This window comes from Candidatus Eisenbacteria bacterium (assembly GCA_035577985.1).
In the GTDB taxonomy this organism is placed as follows: domain Bacteria; phylum Desulfobacterota; class Binatia; order DP-6; family DP-6; genus DATJZY01.
Genome location: DATJZY010000009.1, coordinates 1 through 19,060, shown reverse-complemented (window position 1 = coordinate 19,060; position 19,060 = coordinate 1). Strand labels below are relative to the sequence as shown.

Below are 19,060 nucleotides of genomic sequence, written 5' to 3'. Positions count from 1 at the left end.
CTCGGGCGGCTGCGGGCTGGTCTCGTCCTCGATCGCGTCCGAGATCGCCGTGCCGTCGTCCTCGTTCGGCTCGTCGAGCGAGAGGGGCTCGCGCGAGAGGCGCAGCAGGTCGCGCACGATCTCGATCGGCAGCTCGACGCGCGCCGCGACCTCCTCGGCGGTGGGCTCGCGCGACAGCTCCTGCGCCAGAATGCGCATGGCGCGGGTCACGCCGCCCATCATCTCCACGAGGTAGACGGGGACGCGAATCGTGCGGGCCTGGTCGGCGAGCGAACGCGTGATGGCCTGGCGGATCCACCAGGTCGCGTAGGTCGAGAACCGGTAGCCGCGCCGATGGTCGAACTTCCCGACCGCCCGCATGAGGCCGATGTTGCCCTCCTGGATGAGATCCAGGAGCGGCAGGCCGCGGTGCAGGTAGCGGCGGGCGACCCACACGACGAGCCGGAGGTTCGCCTGGACGAGGCGTGCGCGCGCCGAGCTCGCGGCGCGCTCGATCGCATCGATCCGGCGACGGAGCGTCTCGGCCGCCGTTCGCTCGGCGGCGGTGATCCGGCGGCGCGCCGTCGTGTCGCTCGGCTCCGGCGCGCGGAGGTCCGCGACGACACGATCCACGTGCGCCGAGGCGAGCCGCAGGCGCTCCAGCACCGCGCCGAGCTGCGCCTCGACGTTCGCGCGACGCGTGGCGCGCACGTGTGCAGCCTCGGCGCGCATGCCCCGAGGCCGCGGGCGGCCGAGCTTCTCGTGCTCGCGGGCGAGGCGCAACGCGCGCGCGACCTGGATCAGGAACCGCCGGCGCAGCCAGGTGTCGCCGGCGGCCTCGGCCCGTTCGCTCGCGTCGTCGTCGCAGACGTCACACAGGGCGATCTCGCGGAGGCGGACACGGTGCGCGAGCGTGCAGAGGTAGCGCAGCCCCACGACCGAGCTCATGGCGACCACGAGCCGCTCGCGTCCGGCCTCCTCGATCTCGCGCGCGAGCGCGACTTCCTGCTCGCGCGTGAGGAGCGACTCGCGCGTCGTCTGCTCGAGGTAGAGGTGCAGCGGGTCGAAGTCGCTCGCGTCCTCGGTCTCGACGTCCTGCGGCTCGGCGTCGGCTCGCGGCGGAACGTCGACGATCAACTCGTCCGACACCTCGACGACGACGTCTTCGAGCGGCACCAGCTCGGGCTCGATTGCATCGTGATCGAGCAGGCGTTCCGTCGCGTGCTCAATCGGCATTTGCGCCCGCCACACATGTGTCGCACGCTACTTTCCTTCAATTGGGACGATCCCTAGTCACGTAGGGGTTTTCCCCTAAGACCAGGTGTTGCGTGGCGCGACGCGTCAGCCCGACGCGCGTCAGCGCGTCGTCGGCTGCGCCAGGATCGCCAACCGAACCAGCTCCGCGACGGACGACGCCTGCATCTTCTCCATCACGTGCGCGCGATGCACTTCCACCGTCTTTGGCGACAGGCGTAGCACCACCGCGATCTCCTTGTTCGGCTTGCCGGCCACAACGAGATCGAGCACTTCGCGCTCGCGTTGCGTGAGGAGGCCGAGGCGCCGCACGGCCTCGCCGCGCCGCTCGCGTGCCTCACGCTCGTGGCGATCCATCTCGATGCCCTGACGAACCCGGTCTAGCAGGAGCTGGTCACTGAACGGCTTCTCGATGAAGTCGAGCGCGCCCGCCTTGACGGCTCGGACGGCCATCGGGACCTCGGCGTGCCCGGTGACGACGATCGTCGGCAGCCCGATGCCGCGCCGTGCCAGCTCGGACTGCAGGTCGAGCCCGCTCATCCCCGGCATGCGCACGTCGAGCACGAGGCACCCCGGCATGTCGCTGCGGACCGCGTCGAGGAAGGTCTGGGCATCCGGGTACGTCTCCACGCGCACGCCGGTCGATTCGATCAGCCAGCGCAGCGAGTCGCGCATGGCCGGATCGTCGTCGACGACGAACACGACGGGCTGTGCGGCCGGCCTCATACCGGCGCGGGTCCGCGCTCGGCGCGGGTCCGCAACGTGAAACGGAACACGGTCCCGCGCGGCGGGTTCGGCAGCGCCCACAGCCGTCCTCCGTGCGCCTCGACGATCGAGCGGCTGATCGAGAGGCCGAGGCCCAGGCCGTCGGGCTTCGTGCTGAAGAACGGATCGAAGAGCCGGGTCGCGGCGTCCGGCGACACGCCGGCGCCGGTGTCGCTCACCGCCACCTCGACCGTGTCGTCGCCGACGCGCCGGGTGCGAATGCCGAGCACGCGCTCGTCGCCGTTGTTGCTCGTCATCACCTCGAAGCCGTTCTGGACGAGGTTCAGCACGACCTGCTCGATCTGGATCGGATCGACCTCGGTCGGGAGCGCCTGCGGCGAAAGCTCCAGCTCGAGCCGGATGCTCGCGCGGCGCGCCTCGGCGTCGGCGAAGCGGAGCGCGCGCCGGACGACGTCGTTCAAGTCCACCGACTCGCGCCGCGACTCGCCGCGCAGGAAGTCGCGGATGCGGCGCAGGATCTCGCCCGCGCGCAGCGCCTGGGCGGAGATCTCCTCGAGGATCTCGAGCAGCGCCTCCTTCGGGAGGTCGCCGGCTTCGATCCGCCGCACGCAGCCGCGTGCGTAGCTCACCACGGCGGCGAGCGGCTGGTTCAGCTCGTGCGCGAGACCCGCCGCCATGCCACCGAGCGTGTTGAGGCGCGCGGCGTGCGCCACCTCGGCCTGGTGCTGGCGCGCCTGCGCTTCGGCGAGCGCGATCTTCGAGCGTCCCTCCTCGACGCGGTGCCGCTCGAGCGCGTAGGCCATGTAGATCGACACCGACGAGCTGACCACGACGATCACCGGCAGGTACATCGCGTAGCGGTCGCCCTCGACGTTCTCCGAGATCCACAGCACGCAGAGCGCGGTCAGCGCCTGCGTCACGAGCTGCGGCCGCACGCCCCAGGGAAGCAGCGTCGCGGTGCCCATGGTCAGCACGGTCAGGAGAAGCGGTGTCGTCACCTCGTCCTCGGTGACGATGCCGGACCACGCCGTCGTCACGCTGATCATGAAGACGGCGAGCTGCGCGACGATGATGGTCCGCGTGCGCCCGAGGGGACGCCGCAGGATCCAGAAGAAGCCCGTGATGAGGGCGATCTGGAGCGCCTTGATCGCGTAGATGCGGCCGAGCTGCTGCGGGTGCAGGAACGGGTCGGTGATGCCGAACAGGGTGATCGACGTGAGGCAGAGCCACAGGCCCGTTCGACTCCGCTCGACGAGCAGATCCTCGCGATCGTCGGCGAGCAGGCCGTCTAACGCCGCCACGCCTCGGGAGTACCGCCCCGGGCGCGAACTGGCAACGGTGACCGCGCGGCCGCTAAGGCGTCGCACCCTTGCCGGTGTCGAGGGCGAAGAGGCTCACGTCGATCGTGCCCTCGGTCGCGACCACGTCGGCGAGCTGCTGGACGCGGGCGAGCCAGCCCTCGGTCCGCTTCGGGCTGACGCCGTAGCGCTCGCGGTCGAAGCCCGTGACGTGGGCCCGGATACGCAGGAGGCGCGGCGCCTCCGGCGTCGCGGGCGGCACGTACGTCACGGTCACGTGGATCGATTCGGCGCCCTTGTCGTCGCGCGATCTGCCGCACACGGTGAACGTGCCCTTCGCGTCGACCGTGACGGCCTTCCCAGGCTCGATGGGCTTCGGCAGCTTCACGGCCGGCAGCTCGAGCTCGATCCGACACGCGCTCGGGTCGACCTTCTTGTTGGTCGCCCACTGGCGGAAGTGGTCCGACTTGGTGTCGTCATTGTCGACCCGGATGCCGGCGAGCGGAACGGAGCAGGTGGCCGAGCCCTCGAGCTTCTCCTCGTCCACCGTGAGCGTGCAGCCCACCTGCGAGCTGACCGCGGTGATGCGCTCGCCGACCGCGGAGTCGAAGATGGCCGTGAACTGATTGCGCCCCGCATCGGGATCGACCTTGAAGGTCGTCGCGGCCGCGGCCGGCATCGCCGCGGCGACGAGAAGCGCCATGGCCGTCCGTCGCAGGATCATCGTCAGCATGGAGGAGTCTCCTTGCATGTTGGATCGTTTCGAGAAAGGTGCGATGCCGCCCGACGGACGGGGTTTCCGAAACCCGCGAACGCGTCCCCGCATCGAAGGGACGCATGACGGAGGCGATCATGGCAGGCGAGGTCCCCGCGGCGCCAACGGACGCGCCGGCGGCGAGCGGGGGGAGGATGCGCCTCGTCGTCCTCGGCCTCGCGATCGCGGCGCTCCTCGTCGCCGCGAAGACGCTCCCGGTGACCCAGAGCCTCCTCGCTTTCGTGTCGTGGGTCCGGAGCGCCGGACCGGCCGGCATGGCGATGTTCGTGCTGGCGTACGTGCTCGCGTGCGTGCTGTTCCTGCCCGGGTCGATCCTGACGCTGGGGGCCGGGTTCGCGTACGGGGTCGTGTTGGGCGTTCCCCTCGTGTGGATCGCCGCGAACCTCGGCGCTGCCGTGGCGTTCCTGCTCGGCAGGACGGTCGCCCGCGAGGCGATCGCCAGGCGCGTCGAGGCGAACCCGCGCTTTGCGGCGATCGATCGCGCCGTGGGCCGGGAGGGGCTGAAGATCGTGCTGCTGACGCGCCTGTCGCCGGCGTTTCCCTTCAGCCTCCTCAACTACGCCTATGGCCTCACGAAGGTGAGCTTTCGCGACTACGTCGTCGGCTCGCTGGTCGGCATGGTCCCGGGGACGATCATGTACGTCTATCTGGGCTCGCTGCTCACGAGCGTGTCCGAGATCGCGTCCGGAACGACCGCCGGCGGGCCGGCGCGGCAGGCGCTCACCTTCGTCGGCTTCGCGGCGACGGTCGCCGTGACGGTCGTGATCACGCGCATCGCGCGGCGCGCGCTCGCCGAAGCGACGGCCGACGCGCCGCTCGCGCGCAGCGCCGCGCCGGCGACGACACCGCGGCCGCACGATCCGGGCGCGCCCCTGGTCCTCCCGGACGACGAGGCGAACCGCGCGCTGCTGGGTCACGTGCATCCGAGCGGCCGCACGAACCCGACGCCCTCGGGGCGCTACAACCTCGTCGTCGTCGGAGGCGGGACGGCGGGTCTCGTGTCGGCGGCCGGCGGCGCCGGCCTCGGCGCGAAGGTCGCGCTCGTCGAGCGGGCGCTCCTCGGCGGCGACTGCCTCAACGTCGGCTGCGTGCCGTCCAAGGGCATCATCGGCCCGGCGCGGATCGCCGCGATGGCGCGCGACGCCGCCGCGCTCGGCGTCCACACCGGCGAGGTCCGCGTCGACTTCGCGGCCGTCATGGCGCGCATGCGGCGCCTGCGCGCCGGGCTCGCCCCCACCGACGGCGTCGACCGCTTCACGCAGCTCGGCGTGGACGTGTACCTCGGCGAGGGCCGCTTCACGAGCCCGACCACGCTGGAGGTCGACGGGCGCACGCTCGAGTTCTCGCGCGCCGTCGTCGCGACCGGTGCGCGCGCCGCTGCGCCGCCGGTCCCCGGCCTCGGGGACGTCGACTACCTGACGAACGAGACCGTGTTCTGGCTGACCGAGCTGCCACGGCGCCTCGCCGTCATCGGTGCGGGCCCGATCGGCTGCGAGCTGGCCCAGGCGTTTCGACGCTTCGGCGCCGACGTGACGCTCCTCAACGCCGACCCGCACGTGCTGCCGCGCGAGGACGCCGATGCGGCGGCGATCGTCGAGCGGCGCCTGCGCGCCGAGGGCGTGACGCTCGTGAACGGTGCCCGCATCACCCGCGTGGCACGGCGCGGCGCGGAGACCGTCCTCGACTACGAGACGAGTGGCGCTGTCACGAGCGCCGTCGCCGACCGGGTCCTGGTCGCGGTCGGACGCGCACCGAACGTCGAGGGGCTCGGGCTCGAGGCCGCCGGGGTCGCGTACGACCGCACCGGCGTCACCGTGAACGACCGCCTCCAGACGACCAACCCGCGCATCTACGCCGCCGGCGACGTCGCGTCGCGCTTCCAGTTCACGCACGTGGCCGACGCGCTCGCGCGCGTGGTGCTGGCGAACGCGCTCTTCCTCGGACGGCGCAAGGCGAGCGCCCTCACCGTCCCGTGGTGCACGTACACCTCGCCCGAGATCGCGCACGTGGGCCTCTACGAGCACGAGGCCGCCGCGCGCGGCACCGCCGTCGACACGATCACGATCCCCCTCCACGAGGTCGACCGCGCCCGCCTCGACGGCGAGGACGAGGGGTTCTTCCGCGTCCATCTGAAGAAGGGCAGCGACGAGATCCTCGGCGCCACCCTCGTCGCGACGCACGCGGGCGACATGATCTCCGAGATCTCCGTCGCGATGGCGGGCAAGCTCGGCCTCGGCAAGCTCGCGAACGTCATCCATCCGTATCCCACCCAGGCCGAGGCCATGAAGAAGGCCGCCGACGCGTGGAACCGCACGCGTCTCACACCCACCGTGAAGAAGATCTTCACCTGGTGGCTAGGAGCTCATCGATGAAAGCGATCGCCGTCTTCCCGAAGACCCGCACCGTCGACCTGATCGACGTGCCGGAGCCCCGGCTCGAAGCGCCCACCCACGTGAAGCTCCGCATGCTCGAGGTCGGCGTGTGCGGCACGGATCGGGAGATCTGCCGCTTCGACTACGGCACGCCGCCCGACGGCAGCGACCACCTCGTGATCGGCCACGAGTCGCTCGGCGAGGTGGTCGAGGTGGGATCCGAGGTGCGCGGCATCGCTGCCGGCGACCTCGTGATCCCGATGGTGCGGCGCCCGTGCCCGCACAGGAACTGCACCGCCTGTCGCGCGGGCCGCCAGGACTTCTGCTTCACCGGCGACTTCAGCGAGCGCGGCATCAAGAGCCGGCACGGGTTCATGACCGAGTACGTGGTCGACGACGCCCGCTACATGAACGTCGTGCCGCGCGCGCTCCGGGACGTCGCGATCCTGGTCGAGCCGCTCACCATTGCCGAGAAGGGCTTGATGCAGGTGTGGCAGATCCAGCAACGCCTCCCGTGGGCGTGCTCGATGGAGGCTGCGCGGTCGCACGCCTACGGCCACTCGGCGGTCGTGCTCGGCGCCGGCCCGGTCGGGCTCCTCGGCGCGATGGCCCTGGTCGCGCAAGGCTTCCAGACCTTCGTGTACTCGCGCGAGAAGGCGCCCAACCCGAAGGCGGCGCTCGTCGAGTCGATCGGCGGGCGCTACGTGTCGGCCGAGGAGACGTCGCTCGAAGGGCTCGCCAACCGGATCGACGGCATCGACGTCGTCTACGAGGCGACCGGCGCGTCGAAGGTGGCGTTCGACATGCTCTCGGTGATCGGACCCAACGCGATCTTCATCTTCACCGGCGTGCCGGGCCGGAAAGGGCCGGTCACCGTCGACACCGACGTCCTCATGCGCAACATGGTGTTGAAGAACCAGGTCGTGTTCGGAACGGTGAACGCGAGCAAGGACGCCTTCGAGGCGGCCATCCGCGACGTCGCGCTGTTCGATCGGCGCTGGCCGAAGGCAGTGCGCAGCCTCATCACCGGCCGCTTCCCGATGGCGTCGTACCGCGAGCTGCTCACCGGCGACGCGACGGGAATCAAGAACGTGCTGACGATCGCGTAGGTGCGACGAGGAACTTCGGTCGCAGGACGACGAGCGCGGCGGGCAGCGTGACCAGGGCGGTGGCGGCGCTCGTCACCATCCAGAGCGCGAGGAGCACCGCCATCTCCGCGACGAAGCGGAGATCCGTCACGGTGAAGCACAGGACGCCCGCCGTCATCGCGAGGGCCGTGAACGCGACCGTGCGGCCGGCGCCGGCGATCGCCTCGCGCACGGCGTCGTCGAGCCCCATGCCTTCCTCGGTCCGCTCACGCACGCGGCTCAAGATGTAGATCCCGTAGTCGATGCCGAACCCGACCCCGACGGCGACGACGGGGAGCGTGTTGAGGTCGAGACCGATGCCGCGCGCCGCCATGTAGGCGTTCACGACGAAGTTCGCGAACGCCAGTGGCACGACGAGCAGCAGCGCGGCCACCAGCGAGCGGTATGTGACGGCGGTCACGAGCAGGATCACCGCGAACGCCGCCGTCGTCATGAGCGCGTCGCTGCGCAGGATCTCGTCGTAGATGGCGGCCATGACGCCGATGAACCCGCCGGCGAGGCGAAAGTGCGCCCGATCGAGCGGGTGCTCGGCGATGAACTTCTGGGTCGCCGCGACCACGCTGCGCACGCTCTCGACGGTGTGGTCCCGGCAGTAGAACGTGACCTGGCCCGCCGAGAAGTCGGGCGAGAAGTAGCGGGCGCTCGTGCTCGGCGGGATGAAGCCCCAATACGTGAAGAACGTCTGGGCCGCCTCGATCTCGGTCGACGGGATCACGCCCCACTTCGGCTCGAGCTCGTTGAAGCGCTCGCGCATCGCCTTCAGGATGTCGACCGGCGAGGTGCTCCACCCGACCGCCGGCACGCGCTCGACGTAACGCTGGAGCTGCTCCATGGCGCGCAGGAGCGCCGGCCGGTAGAGCGCCCGCGGATCGTCGCCTTCGACCACGACGATGAAGGGCTCGCTGCCGCCGAATTCCTCCTGAACCGCACGGTGGCTCCGGTTGAATTCGGAGTCGGCGGCGAGAATGCGGGACGCGGAGCCCGCCGCGCCGATGCCCAGCCGCGGGAGGAGCGCGACGGCGACGGCGACCACGACGCCCGACAGCGCGAGCGCCCTCCAGCGCCCGCGCGGCCCCGTGACGCCCTTCGCGAGCGCGACGGCGCCGCGCGCGAGCCATCCCCGCTCGCGGGAGCGAATCGTCTCGATGTCGGGCGCGCGCAGGTGCGTGTAGACGATCGGGTTCAGCAGCAACTCGGTCACGACGAGCGACAGGAGCCAGAGCATCGCGGTCAGCGCGAGTGCCCGCAGCGCCGGAATGGCGACGATGCCGATCGCCAGCACGCCGAGCGCATCGGTCATGATGCCGGCGACGGTCGGCGCGAAGAGACGCGCGAAGGAGCGCTGGACGGCCTCGCCTTTGCTCTCCCCTTGCGCCAGCTCCTCGTAGTAGCGGTCGTGCATCTGGGCCGAGTGGCTCACCGCGCGCGCCGTGATGAGGAACGGGATGACCAGCGTCAGCGGGTTCACGGCGAACCCGGTCAGCTGCACGAGCCCGAAGCCCCACACCGCGGCGAGCCCGCCCGAGATGGTCGGTCGCAGCGCGCCGCGCCAGTCGCGGAAGTACTGGTACAGCAGCACCCACGTCAGCGCGATCGCGACCGCGAACGCGATCAGGACCTGGTGCTCCAGCGCGAGGACCCACCCGTTCTGCCGGGGTTGTCCCGCCACGTAGACGGCGACGTTCTCGTCGGCGAACGGGAGGATCGTCTCGTTCACCGCCTGGAACAGACGGCGGTCATCGAGGCGCTTCTCGGCGAATCCGGCGCGAATGAGCGCGGCACGTTCGTCGAGCGAGATGAGGGTGCCGAGGACGTAGCCCGACGAGCGTGCGAGACGCCCGATCTCGTGCGCCTCGGCCGGCGTCACGTCGGCGCGCGACATCAGCGGATCGGCGGTCATGCGCCCGCCCGACTGCACCTGGACGATCCGCACGAAGCGGCTCGCGATCGAGTCGACCTGGTCGTGGTTCACGCCCGGCAACCGATCGACCGCCTCCGTCGCACGATAGATCGTCCGCAGGATCTCGGGCGTGTAGATCGTGCCCGATCGCGCCTCGAGCATGATCGTCAGGACGTTCGCCTCGCTGAACGTGCGGTGGTAGCGCCGGTGGACCTCCATGAACGGGTGGCCCTGCGGCAGGAGGTCCTCGTAGCGGAATTCGACCCGCACGCGGGCGGCGACGACGCCGAAGGCGAGCGTGACGGCGAGGACGGCACCGACGACCCAGCGGTCGTGTGCGACCAGCCAGGACCCGAGCCGCGACATCCGGCGTCCTCTACGTTGAAACGCTGCACGCATCCAATCGCGCACGTCGGGTACCGGCGAGCACCGATGGCTTGCTGCCACGGGCGCCGCCTTGCTAGCGTCGCCGGACCCGCATGGAGTTCGGCCTCTTCTTCGAGCTGTCGGTGCCGCGTCCGTTCGAGGGCGGGGTCGAGCGCACCGTCTACGAGAACTCGCTCGCGCAGGTGCGCCTCGCCGACGAGCTCGGCTTCGACGCGGTGTGGGCCGTCGAGCACCACTTCCTGGAGGAGTACTCGCACTGCTCGGCGCCCGAGGTGTTCCTCACCGCCTGCGCCATGCAGACGCAGCGCATCCGCGTCGGCCACGGCGCCGTCGTCTGCGTCCCAGAGATGAACCACCCCGTGCGGGTCGCCGAGCGCGCCGCCGCGCTCGACATCGTGTCGGGCGGACGCCTCGAGCTCGGCACGGCGCGCTCGTCCACCTGGACCGAGCTCGGCGGCTTCAACGTCGATCCCGACACCACCAAGAAGACGTGGGACGAGTACGTGCGCGTCCTGCCGAAGATGTGGACGCAGGAGCGCTTTGCGTGGGACGGGGTGTCGTTCTCGATGCCCGAGCGCAGCGTGCTGCCCAAGCCGATCCAGAAGCCGCACCCGCCGCTCTGGGTGACCGTCACGAGCCCCGGCACCGAGCTCGACGCTGCCGAGCGCGGCATCGGGTCGCTCGGCGTCGCGGCGGCGAGCTTCGCCGAGCAGGAGCGGCGCACGCGCGAGTACCACCGCCGCATCCGCCAGTGCGATCCGGTCTCGAGCGTCGTCAACGACAAGGTGGCGACGCTCAACTTCCTCTACTGCCACGAGGATGCGCGCCAGGCGGCGACGACCGGCATGCGCATGCTCGGCCTGTTCTCGTTCTTCAACGCGAACCTGCTGCCGACGCGCGAGGCGTATCCGACGCGCGCCTACCAGTCGCTCGGCGCGCTCGCGCCCACGCCGGGCGCCGAGGCCGGCAGCCCCGGCGATCCGCGCGGCATCCCCGACGGCATCGCGATCGGCGATCCCGCTCGCATCGTCCAGGCGATCAAGCGCTGGGAGTCGATCGGCGTCGACGCGCTCAACTTCATCGTCAACGCGGTGGAGGCGATCCCGCAGGCGGACGTGCTCGCGAGCCTGCGCCTGTTCGCAGCCGAGGTCATGCCGCACTTCCGGAAGGGGCGCTGAGGTGCTCTTCGGGACGGCCGATGTCGGCGCGCTCGCCGCGGACGCACCGGTGATGGAGCGTCTCGACACGGAAGCGCTCGTCCTCCCGGCCGCGTGGGTGCTGCAGGTGACGTACGAGATGCCGGCGGCGGCACGCGAGGTCCTCCTCCCGCCGGCGCTCCACCCGACCGATCCGCCGCTCGTGTCGTGGACGTTCCTGCGCTGCGCGTTGGGTCCGCTCGGCGCGTTCGCCGTCGCGCAGCTCCGGGTCGAATGCCGGAGCGGCCTGCGGCCACGCGGCTTCCTGGTCGCCGCCGTGATCGACTCCGAGGACGCCGGCCGCACGCTCGCGTCGCGCTGGGGCTACCGCGCGCGGCCCGGCGAGGTGCGGCTCGCGCGCCAGTACGACGCCGTCACGGGAACGGTGCGAGTCGGCGAGCGGACCATACTCGAGGTCGCGCTCCGCGATCCCGACCCGCTCGGCGCGCACGACATCCAGTACACGGCGAGCATGCACCTGGCGCGGACGCCGCGCGGCCCGCGGCTCGTGCAGGTCGATCCGACGTTCGCGGTGGAGCGCGCCGAGCGCGGCCGCCCGCATCTGGTCGCGTTCGACGCCGCCGCGTGGGGCGACGCGCGCATCGCCCCGGCGCACCCGGTCTCCGCGTCGATCGCCGTCGCCGACGTGACGCTGCCGAAGCTCCGCTATCTCTGCCGGCCCGACGTGTGGGCGTTCGAGGGCACGGAGAGCGTGTAGAGACCGACCCAAGACTACGTCTTGGGTCGACCTCTTAGCCGTCCCCCAGGTCGACGGCGAAGGCGATCTGGCCGCCCTCCTCGGCGATGCGTCGGAGTCCCGCCCGAGCCGGACCATCCGAGCCGCTCCATGCGGCGCGGCTCGCCGGCGGCAGCGCGCGCAGGGTGACGACGACGGCGCGCAGGCCGGTCTCGTCGACGAGCGTCTGCAGCGCGTCGCGGTCGGGCAGGCGGCGGGCCGCGTCCATGCGTTCGGCGAAGCCCCGGGGCCAGAAGCTCGCGTAGCCGTTCACGAGGGGCCACCACTCGCCGATCGACCGGTACATCGCAGCCGCCTCGAAGGGCGGCTGGCCCACGGGCAGCTCCAGGACCGGGCCGCCGGTCCGAGCGATAGCCGTCCGGAGCGAAGGCGGCAGGCTCGGCGCCGGCAGCGTCTCGTACGGCGCACGCGGAGCGAGCTCGGCCAGCATGACGACCAGCGCCGCGGCGGTGAGCGCACGGCGCGCGAGCGCCGAACCGCCGGCGAACGCATCCACACGACGGTACAGCTCCGCGATCGCCAGCCCGACGAGCAACGGCCCGCCGGCGAGGAGGTCGGTCGACAGGCGCTGCAGGCTGCGCAGCGGGCCCAAGCGATCGAGGATCTCCGGACGGCCGAGCGCGACGGCGTACGCGATCGTCGGAACGCCGAGCACGAAGCCGAGCCCGGCCCAGAGCGCCGCGTGGCGCCATCCCGGCTCGGCGAGCCCGCCGCGACGCCAGGCGAGGAGCGCTCCCAGCGCGACGATGCCGACGCCGTACCAGACGCCGGCCGGCTGGGTGCCGATCGCGATCGACGGCAGCGATGGAGCCGGCAGGTCCTTGACGCTTTCGAGCAGCGCCGCGATCGGCGCGCTCCACGGACCCGGGTGGGCGGGGTCGAGCCCGCGCCATGCCACGAGGTACCCGAGCGACAGCGGCGACGTCAGCGCGCAAGCGATCCCGATGCACGCCACGAGGCGCCAGCCGTCCCGCCGCGCGCTCGCGCGTGCGATGCGGGCGGCTGCGACGAGACCGAGGGGGACGAGCGCGCCCAGCGTCGCGAAGATCGGATCGACGAGGCTCTGGAGAACGAGCGCGCCGACGAGCACCGCGGCGCCGCCTGCGCCGAGCGGGCGCTGTGCCCCGCCGTAGACGATCCACGGCAGGCCGACGAGCATCGCGCACAGCGGCGCCGTTCCGGCCGACGTGCGGATCGTCGGCGATGCGAGCAACGCGAGGCCCGCGAGGAACGCGGCCGGCACGCAGCGCGTCCAGCGCCGGACGACCTCGGCGACGCCGAGCGCAGCCAGCGCCAGGCCCGCGAGGAACGCGACGGCGTAGGCGAGGGACGCCGATCCGGACGCGGCGTACACCGGAGCGAAGAGGGGGAGCGGCCCCAGCGCGGGCGGCGCGTAGAAGAGCGCGTGCGGCGTCGGATGGAACGCATTCGGGGACGGCAACAGTGCCGGGTCGGTCGTGAGCGCGTGGGTGTGCCAGGCGAGCAGCCACGCCGCCGACAGGATGTCCACCTGGCGGAACGCACCGGCGGGATTCGGCAGGTCGGTCGTCGCACGACGTGCGAGCGGCCAGGTGAGCCAGACGGCGATCGCCGCGTAGGCGGCGAGCATGAGGAGAAGCCGGGCGCGCACCGCGAGCGCATAGGTGGGTGCCGAGCGCCTTGTCAATCGTGCGACGGGTCGCCGGCTCGCACGCGCCGATATCGCGCCCAGCTCCACCGTTCGACGTGACGGGGGGCGCCGTCGCGTGCGAACCGGCCGCCCAGAAGCTCGGTGTCCTCCGGCAGCGCACGCTCCGTGCCGGCCACCACGGCAACCGACTCCGCCGCGCGTGCCGCCTCGACGACCGCGGGGTTACGGTCGTCGACCAGTGTGACCACGGCGAGCTCGCCGCCCGAGAGCGGGTCCAGGACGGACGCCGTCCACGTGGGCATGACGACGTACCGGACGTGCTCCGCGACGAGGTCCTGCGCCAGCGCGCGATGTGCGGCGAGCTCGTCCGGAAGGAGCAGCATCCGGGCCTGCGAGAGCACGGACCACGCGCCGGCGACGGCGAGCACCAGGCACACGACCTGGCGCGCCCGGGCGCCGAAGCGGTCGGCGGCGATCACCGCACCGCCCGCCAGCAGCGGGACGATCAGCAGCAACGCGAACCAATAGCGTCGCGCCTCGAAGTAGCCGCCGCTCGTGGCGGCGCTGAGGACGATCAACGCCAGGTGGATGAAGGGAGTCGCTCCGAGCGCCACCAGGATCGGCCGGCGCTCCTGCCATCCTCGCACCGCGAGGAGCGCAGCGGCCGTGACCACGACGAGAAGCGCCGCCACCGCCCACGCATCGGCGATCCTTGCGAACGTCGACGCCGGAGGGACACGGCTGCGGCCGAGGGACTCGGCGAACGAGATCCCTTCGGGAAGCCGGCTGCGTGGATCGCCGGCCACGTACGCCGGGAGCGAGAGGAGGCCTTCGCGCGTGTTGGCGAGCGTCACCGCCATCGGCGCAACGTCGGAGAGCGGGACGAGTCGCTCGACTCCGACGGCGTATGCGGCGGGATCGGCGCGGTAGAGGAGCTCGGGTACGTCGCCGGCGACGAACCCCGCGACGAGACAGGCGCCGCCGGCGACCATCGCGCGCACGCCCGGACGCCGCCACGCGACGACGAGGACGGTCCCGAGGGCCCATGCGAGCAGCACCGGCGCGAACAGGCGCGTCGTCCACCATCCGACGCCGAGCATCGCGCCGATCGCGGCACAGCGTCGCGCTGCGCGAGGCGACGGGAATCGGGAGAGGGCCGTCTCGGTCCAGTCGACCGCCGCGACCGACAGGACGCCCATCACCGCCGCCGTCTCGTAGCTGGAGTACGGCTGGGTCACGTAGTGGTTGGCGTAGGGTGTCCCGATCGCGGCCAGGGCGGCGGTCCACCACGCCCCGCGAGCGCCGAAGAGGCGCAGCGCGAGCGCGGTCGCCAACCCGACGCCGACCCCCCAGACGGCCAGCGACACCAGCGCAGCCGCCGGGATCGACTCGCCGACCAGCCCGAAGACGCCCGCGGTGACGTAGTTGCCCAACGTCCCGAGGTAGGACTGGCCCCACCAGAAGATCGGTCGCTCGCCGCCGAGGATCGCGCGCGAGATGCGCATCGAGATGGCGAAGTCCGGCTGGAAGTGGAGGTCGTAGCGCGCGACGAACGGCAGGTGGAGGAGAACGGCCGCGAGCGCGGTCCACAGCGGGACGGGCCCCGCGCCGCTGCGCGACGACGCGTCCTCCGGAGCGCTCCCAGATCCGTCAACCGGGGACGTGACGCGGCGACTCGACGAGATGCCGGACAGCGTCGACCTCCAATGCGTGGAACCGCGCGAGCAGGTGCACCACGTTGGCCGCGAGCGCGAGACCGACCAGCGCCGCGGCCAGCGTCGAGCCACGCCCGAAGCGAACGAGCAGGGCCGCGCCGAGGAGGCTCGTCGCGCACGCGCCGTAGCTGAACAAGTCCCAGTCCGCGAACGCCCCGAACACGGGATCCATCACGACGACGAAAACGAGAAAAGGCAGAACGATCGACGCGACGAAGGCAAGCCCCGCATCCCGCGCCACCTCCCGGACGAGGGACGGCCCTAGGACGAGAACGCTCAGCACGCCGACGCCGTCGACGAGGAGCAGCGTGTGCAGCACCTCGCGCGCATGCGTGACCGTCGCGAGGTAGGGCCAGGGGATCAAGCTGCTCGTCGGCGAATACCCGAACGCGACCGCGCCGTCCTGCTGCGCGACGTCGGCGACGAACCGCCACCACGCGAACGGGACGCGATACACGGGAACCGTGGCGAGGCCCGCCGCCACGACGGCGATGGCGAGCGCGGTGCGAACCCGAGGGCCGCCGTCCGTCGTGCGGGCGACGACCGCGCCGAGGAGCAGCGCCGAGGGCCAGGTGAGCAGGAGGCCCTCGTAGAAGAAGGGACCGACGGCCGCGAGGACGAGCGGGAACGCGGGATGCACCTCGCCCGCGAAGGTGCGAACGCCCGTCCACAGGTACAGCGCGAGCAGGGCGGCGACGATGGGATAGACGTCGAGGTAGCCCGCCGATATCTGCAGGACGCCGAAGGTGCTCCACACCAGGAGCGTCGTGACGATCGCCTCGCCGAGGCTCGCCGAGACGACGCGCGCGGCGCCGGCGAGCGCGGCGAGCGTCACCACACCGGCCACCAGATTCACCGTCTGGGCGGCCACGAGGACCGGACCCATGTCGGTCGCGGGTGCCGGGACGGCGACGAAGCGTGCGATCAGCGCGTGAACGCCCCAGCACGTGAGGCTCCAGCGACTGATCGGACGCCCGTCGTTGACCGCGAGGAGGTAGAACCCACGGTCGCCACCCAGCTGGGCCACGGGCAGTCGCGTGGTCACCCACAAGAGCGCGAGCCCGAGCGCGGCCATGGCTGGAAGCGCGAACGCAGGCGACCATGATCGGGCCGGAGCCCGAAGGCGCGGCGACCGCAGCAGGAGTGACGCTGCCAGCGGCAGCACCACGACCAAGGCCAGGGCGAGCTCGCGGAGCCCGGCGCGGCGGGAGAGGTGCGCGTAGCTCCACGTGATCGCGAGCCGCGGTTCCGCCAGGTGAAGCGTCAGATAGGCGACGAGCCCCGCGCCGAGGATCGCCACCGCGACCGACGAGGGGCCAGCTGCCGCGCGCACAGCGCTCGCACCTACACCGCCCCTGCCCGAGCCGGCAAACACGACCGCGCGTCACCAGGCGCGCGGAGCCGCTCGTGCCCTCCCCCCGCCCGACCTGCTAGGAGGGAACACCCGATGCCCTACGACCACCACGCGATCGAGGCGCGCTGGCAGCGCTACTGGGACGAGCACGCGACCTTCCGCGCCGTCCGCCATGCGGGCCGGCCGAAGAAGTACGTGCTCGACATGTTCCCCTACCCGTCGGGCGCCGGCCTCCACGTGGGTCATCCCGAGGGCTACACGGCGACCGACATCGTCTCGCGCCACCTGCGCATGCGCGGCGTCGACGTGCTCCATCCCATGGGCTGGGACGCCTTCGGGCTCCCCGCCGAGCAGCACGCGATCGAGACCGGCACGCACCCCGCCGTCACGACGCGCGAGAACATCGGCGTCTTCCGGCGCCAACTGAAGCGGCTCGGCTTCGCGTACGACTGGTCGCGCGAGATCGACACGACCGATCCCGCCTACGTCCGCTGGACGCAGTGGATCTTCCTGCGCCTGTTCGAGCGCGGCCTCGCCTTCCAGGCCGAGATCCCCGTCAACTGGTGTCCCGCGCTCGGCACGGTGCTCGCGAACGAGGAGGTCGTCGACGGGAAGAGCGAGCGGGGCGGACATCCCGTGGTGCGCGAGCCGCTCCGCCAGTGGCAGCTCCGCATCACCGCCTACGCCGACCGCCTGGCGTCGGACCTGGGGTCGCTCGACTGGCCCGAGGCCACCAAGGCGAAGCAGATCGAGTGGATCGGGCGCAGCGAGGGCGCGGAGGTCGACTTCCCGCTCGTCGGGCACCCGGGCGCCCTCACCGTCTTCACGACGCGACCCGACACGCTCTTCGGCGCGACCTACATGGTGATCGCGCCCGACCATCCGCGCACGCTCGAGATCACGGCGCCGGAGCTTCGATCGACGGTGAAGGAGTACGTCGCCGCCGCCGCCCGCAAGAGCGACATGGAGCGCACGGCAGTCGCGAAGGACAAGACGGGCGTCTTCATCGGCGCCTTCTGCACGAACCCGCTCACCACGAAGCCCATCCCCGTCTACACCGCCGACTACGTCCTCGGCGCCTACGGGACGGGCGCCATCATGGCCGTGCCGGCGCACGACGAGCGCGACTTCGCCTTCGCGACGCAAATGAACCTGCCGATCGTCGAGGTGGTCAGCCCCGACGGGCGGCTCCACGACCGGCTCGAGGCGGCCTTCACGGGCGACGGCACCGCGGTGCGATCGGGCGAGTTCGACGGCCTCGCCACGCCCGAGATGAAGCGCCGGATCATCGACCATCTGGAGGCGAAGGGCATCGGGCGTCGCAAGGTCAACTACAAGCTCCGCGATTGGGTCTTCTCGCGCCAGCGTTACTGGGGCGAGCCGATCCCCGTCTACTTCCCGGTGGACACCGCCGGCGATCCGCGGCGCGGAGCGCCCGCCACCATCGACTACACTCGCCCGATCCCGCTCGCCGACGCCGAGCTGCCGCTGCTCCTGCCGGCGCTCGAGGACTACAAGCCCGGCGACCCGCAGGGGCCGCTCGCGAAGGCGCTCGACTGGCGCTTCTTCCAGAAGGACGGCCGCTGGTTCGCGCGCGAGACGAACACGATGCCGCAGTGGGCGGGCTCGTGCTGGTACTACCTGCGCTTCGTCGATCCGCACGACGAGCGCGAGATCGTCAGCGCCAAGGCCTACGACGACTGGATGCCGATCGACCTGTACGTCGGAGGCGCCGAGCACACGGTGCTGCACCTCCTCTACGCGCGCTTCTGGCACAAGGTGCTCTACGACGTCGGCGTCGTGAAGGATCCCGAGCCGTTCCTGAAGCTCGTGCACCAGGGCATGATCCTCGGCGAGACCGGCGAGAAGATGTCGAAGTCGCGCGGCAACGTCATCAATCCCGACGACGTCGTGCACCAGGCGGGCGCCGACGCGTTGCGCGTGTACGAGATGTTCATGGGACCGCTCGAGCAGGTGAAGCCCTGGCAGACGGCGGGGCTCCAGGGCGTTCGCCGCTTCCTCGATCGCGTGCACGTGGTCGCGACGCGCACCGCGTCGAACGCGATCGACGACGAGACCAAGCGGCTCGTCCACCGCACCGTCAAGAAAGTCACCGACGACATCGCAGCGATGCGGTTCAACACGGCCGTCTCGGCGATGATGATCCTCACGAACCACCTCCAGGCCCTGGACCATCCGCCCCGAGAGGCGCTCGAGAAGCTCGTGCTCTGCCTCTCGCCGTACGCGCCGCATCTGGCCGAGGAGCTCTGGGAGCGGCTCGGGCATACGCCGTCGATCGCCGACCACCCCTGGCCCACCTACGACCCGGCGCTGTGCGTCGACGACCAGATCGAGATCGCCGTGCAGGTGAACGGCAGGGTGCGCGGTCGCATCACGGTCGCACGCGACACCCCCGAGGCCGTGGCGCGCGATCTCGCGCTCGGGGACGAGGGTGCGAAGCCGTTCCTCGAGGGCAAGACCGTGAAGAAGATCGTGTACGTGCCGGGTCGCATCGTGAACCTCATCGTCGGCTAGAGGAGACCGACTCAAGACTCCGTCTTGGGTCGGG

The 19,060-nt window shown here is 71.5% G+C and carries 13 protein-coding genes; 5 read left to right on the top strand and 8 right to left on the bottom strand.

The annotated features are described in order from the left end of the window. From VMS22_00895 to VMS22_00880, 4 genes are all read right to left on the bottom strand, one after another. Positions 1–1,215: sigma-70 family RNA polymerase sigma factor (locus tag VMS22_00895; GenBank protein ID HXJ32569.1), on the bottom strand; the 1,215-nt coding region annotated here is incomplete at its 3' end. A gap of 120 nt (positions 1,216–1,335) precedes the next feature. Next, positions 1,336–1,959 carry a response regulator gene (locus VMS22_00890; GenBank protein ID HXJ32568.1) on the bottom strand — a complete coding sequence of 208 codons (624 nt, stop codon included), beginning with the start codon at positions 1,957–1,959 and terminating at the stop codon, positions 1,336–1,338. Beyond that, positions 1,956–3,260: an ATP-binding protein gene (locus VMS22_00885; protein ID HXJ32567.1), complete on the bottom strand. Its 1,305-nt coding sequence runs from the start codon at positions 3,258–3,260 to the stop codon at positions 1,956–1,958. Before VMS22_00885 ends, VMS22_00890 begins: the two co-directional genes overlap by 4 nt. Before the next feature lie 52 nt (positions 3,261–3,312). Further along, positions 3,313–3,990, bottom strand: coding sequence for a hypothetical protein (locus VMS22_00880; protein ID HXJ32566.1), 678 nt, complete (start codon positions 3,988–3,990; stop codon positions 3,313–3,315). A gap of 104 nt (positions 3,991–4,094) precedes the next feature. Here VMS22_00880 and VMS22_00875 point away from each other — a divergent pair, with 104 nt between their 5' ends. Both VMS22_00875 and VMS22_00870 read left to right on the top strand, forming a co-directional pair. Beyond that, positions 4,095–6,404 carry an FAD-containing oxidoreductase gene (locus VMS22_00875; protein ID HXJ32565.1) on the top strand — a complete coding sequence of 770 codons (2,310 nt, stop codon included), beginning with the start codon at positions 4,095–4,097 and terminating at the stop codon, positions 6,402–6,404. Beyond that, positions 6,401–7,513, top strand: a complete 1,113-nt coding sequence (locus VMS22_00870) for a glucose 1-dehydrogenase (protein ID HXJ32564.1) — start codon at positions 6,401–6,403, stop codon at positions 7,511–7,513. The genes VMS22_00875 and VMS22_00870 overlap by 4 nt, the downstream gene beginning before the upstream one ends. Here VMS22_00870 and VMS22_00865 read toward each other — a convergent pair. After that, entirely contained in the window at positions 7,488–9,818 is a 2,331-nt protein-coding gene (locus VMS22_00865; GenBank protein ID HXJ32563.1) for an MMPL family transporter, read from the bottom strand. The two genes, VMS22_00870 and VMS22_00865, sit on opposite strands and share 26 nt — an antisense overlap. A 113-nt stretch (positions 9,819–9,931) precedes the next feature. Between VMS22_00865 and VMS22_00860 the strand changes: the two genes are divergently transcribed. Next, a complete protein-coding gene (locus tag VMS22_00860; GenBank protein HXJ32562.1) occupies positions 9,932–11,017 on the top strand; it encodes an LLM class flavin-dependent oxidoreductase in 1,086 nt (361 codons plus the stop codon). A gap of 1 nt (position 11,018) precedes the next feature. Then, positions 11,019–11,753, top strand: coding sequence for an acetoacetate decarboxylase family protein (locus VMS22_00855; protein HXJ32561.1), 735 nt, complete (start codon positions 11,019–11,021; stop codon positions 11,751–11,753). Between the two features lie 34 nt (positions 11,754–11,787). Here VMS22_00855 and VMS22_00850 read toward each other — a convergent pair whose 3' ends face one another. The 3 genes from VMS22_00850 to VMS22_00840 form a co-directional block, all read right to left on the bottom strand. Further along, positions 11,788–13,422, bottom strand: a complete 1,635-nt coding sequence (locus tag VMS22_00850; GenBank protein HXJ32560.1) for a hypothetical protein — start codon at positions 13,420–13,422, stop codon at positions 11,788–11,790. Between the two features lie 32 nt (positions 13,423–13,454). Next, a complete protein-coding gene (locus VMS22_00845) occupies positions 13,455–14,927 on the bottom strand; it encodes a hypothetical protein (protein ID HXJ32559.1) in 1,473 nt (490 codons plus the stop codon). A 145-nt stretch (positions 14,928–15,072) separates the two neighbouring features. Further along, positions 15,073–16,470, bottom strand: a complete 1,398-nt coding sequence (locus VMS22_00840; GenBank protein ID HXJ32558.1) for a hypothetical protein — start codon at positions 16,468–16,470, stop codon at positions 15,073–15,075. 114 nt (positions 16,471–16,584) lie between these two features. Here VMS22_00840 and leuS point away from each other — a divergent pair, with 114 nt between their 5' ends. Next, a complete protein-coding gene (leuS, locus tag VMS22_00835) occupies positions 16,585–19,026 on the top strand; it encodes a leucine--tRNA ligase (GenBank protein ID HXJ32557.1) in 2,442 nt (813 codons plus the stop codon). Positions 19,027–19,060 lie beyond the last annotated feature (34 nt).

Bases quoted from the DNA above. Each gene is read 5' to 3' on its own strand.
- VMS22_00890 (HXJ32568.1), bottom strand. From the start codon at position 1,959: ATGAGGCCGGCCGCACAGCCCGTCGTGTTCGTCGTCGACGACGATCCG.
- VMS22_00880 (HXJ32566.1), bottom strand. From the start codon at position 3,990: ATGCTGACGATGATCCTGCGACGGACGGCCATGGCGCTTCTCGTCGCC.
- VMS22_00875 (HXJ32565.1), top strand. From the start codon at position 4,095: ATGACGGAGGCGATCATGGCAGGCGAGGTCCCCGCGGCGCCAACGGAC.
- VMS22_00870 (HXJ32564.1), top strand. From the start codon at position 6,401: ATGAAAGCGATCGCCGTCTTCCCGAAGACCCGCACCGTCGACCTGATC.
- VMS22_00865 (HXJ32563.1), bottom strand. From the start codon at position 9,818: ATGTCGCGGCTCGGGTCCTGGCTGGTCGCACACGACCGCTGGGTCGTC.
- VMS22_00860 (HXJ32562.1), top strand. From the start codon at position 9,932: ATGGAGTTCGGCCTCTTCTTCGAGCTGTCGGTGCCGCGTCCGTTCGAG.
- VMS22_00845 (HXJ32559.1), bottom strand. From the start codon at position 14,927: ATGCGCATCTCGCGCGCGATCCTCGGCGGCGAGCGACCGATCTTCTGG.
- leuS (HXJ32557.1), top strand. From the start codon at position 16,585: ATGCCCTACGACCACCACGCGATCGAGGCGCGCTGGCAGCGCTACTGG.